The sequence below is a fragment of the Geomonas sp. Red276 genome (genome assembly GCF_054784495.1).
The window spans coordinates 1-1,926 of record NZ_BLXW01000085.1; the positions used below are offsets into that span (position 1 = coordinate 1).

Annotated in this window: 1 protein-coding gene; it reads left to right on the top strand. The window is 56.3% G+C overall.

Going from position 1 to position 1,926, the window contains the following annotated elements; genetic code table 11:
- The first annotated feature begins 318 nt into the window (after positions 1–318).
- A complete protein-coding gene (locus ACYVL5_RS23515; protein WP_460597979.1) occupies positions 319–1,845 on the top strand; it encodes a transposase in 1,527 nt (508 codons plus the stop codon).
- The last annotated feature ends 81 nt before the right edge of the window (positions 1,846–1,926 follow it).

The window sequence follows — 1,926 nt, forward strand, 5'->3', positions numbered from 1 at the left end:
CCCCCTAGTCTAAGCGGCTAGGGGGGTTTTGTTATGTCTGTTTCTACAAACGGAGAGGGGCCACCGCGTATCCCGTTGGAAGCCGCTGGCATCCAAGTCAACTTCTGCAAGAATCCGAACTGCTTAAACTTCGGGGTCCCCGCCAGTTCAGAGAAACAACCTAGAGGCCCCGGTGCTGGAGAACGAGGCCGTGACAACTACAGGATATGTGGGAGCACCCACGGTGGCCCTGTCTCAATTCCTGCTATTACCTGCCTGCGTTGCAATGAATCCCCGCCACTCAAGAGCAATCTAGGAGTGAACGAGGAGCGGGAGCGGATGGCTGCTTACCTTGCTATCCAGGAACCGTCCTGCCCCGGTGAATCCTGCCCGAACCGGGGCGTAGGCATCAGCCAAAAAAAGGGGAGCTACCAGTCGTTTGGCACCACGGCTGCTGGTTCGCCACGCTTTCGCTGCCTCCTCTGTAGAAAAACCTTCTCGGTCAACGTCAACAAGCCAGCTAAAAATCACCAGTTACCGCACAAGAACTCTGAAGTCTACAACATGCTGGTTAATTCGGTGCCGATGCGGCGAATCTGCAAAATCGCTGAGATTAGCCAGAAAACACTCTATGACAAGATTCGCTTCATTCACAGTCAAGCGATGGCATTCGTGGCCCGGCGCGAACGGCGGCTTTTGACTGGCGAGGTGCGGTTGGAGAAGCTCTACCTGTCGGTCGACCGGCAGGACCACCTGATTAACTGGACCAACCGGAAGGACAAGCGGCAGACCCAGTTCCAGGCCGTGGGGGCCGCCGACAACGACTCCAGCTATGTTTTCGCCATCCACCTAAACTATGACCCCTCTCTCAAGCCCGAGGTAGTCGAAGCGGAGGCTGTCAGGGACGGCGATTACGACTTGAAGGCACCCTTCCGGCGCCACGCTCGATTGTGGCTCCTTGGCGAGTATGCACCGGCCGTGGTCGAGAAGCTCCGTACTGCGGGGATCCGTCAAGACGAGGGCTTTCAGAGCCTTCAGCAGTCTATCGCTCAGATCTACCGGGAAGCGGTCACCCGGACGGATGTCGAGGCTTGCGATCTCCCGGCCGAATACACCCGCTTTCCCGTCAAGGGAATGCAGGTGCATGCTGAATATACCCTCTACGGCCATTTCTATTTCCTCCGGGACCTACTGCGGCATACCCGCAAGCTTAGGTTCTTTCTTGACCAAGAATCTGGCATCCGTGCCGCATGCCTGGCTGCCTTCCATGAACGTATCCTAGCCAGAGAGTGCGACGCGTTCTATGTCAGCATCAACAAGACCATGACCAACGACGAGAAGGAACGGGCGATGCGCGACGTCGACCGCGAGATCCAGAAACTCGCCGAGGAGTATCCATACGACCTCACGACCACATCGCTTCGGCGTATACACATCGCCCGAGCCATTCGCAAGCGAACACCTATGGGGCCGTGGCGGGATATGTGGGTCAATGTCCTGACCCGGATCAAGAGCGAACCAGAGAAGAAGGTTTGCCACCTTACTGATTTCAACGATTACGACGATGGCCACCTAGCCGCCCTGATGGATAAGGCCAGTTTGCACGGGATCGACCGTTTCTTTGCCCAGGTACGTAACAGCCTATCCCTGCTGGCGAGGGCGCCGAGCTCGGCTAGCAATGCCGGCCGAGTGTGGTACCAGCGCAATGCCTATGATCCTGAGGTGGCGGCGATGCTCCTGGACATCTACCGCGTACACTACAATTATTTGGAGGTAGGAAATGACAAGAAGACGCCAGCTATGCGTTTGGGGCTGGCAAAGGGAAAAGTCAGACTCACAGAAATTCTGACCTTTGAGGGCGATTAGATAAAAGAGAAGCCCCCAGGCTTGTCCTAATGGAGGCCTGGGGGCTTCTGCTAAAAATCAACACGATCGGTAAACGGCTTG

Coding starts and splice junctions, on each gene's coding strand:
- ACYVL5_RS23515 (WP_460597979.1), top strand. CDS start 319: ATGGCTGCTTACCTTGCTATCCAGGAACCGTCCTGCCCCGGTGAATCC.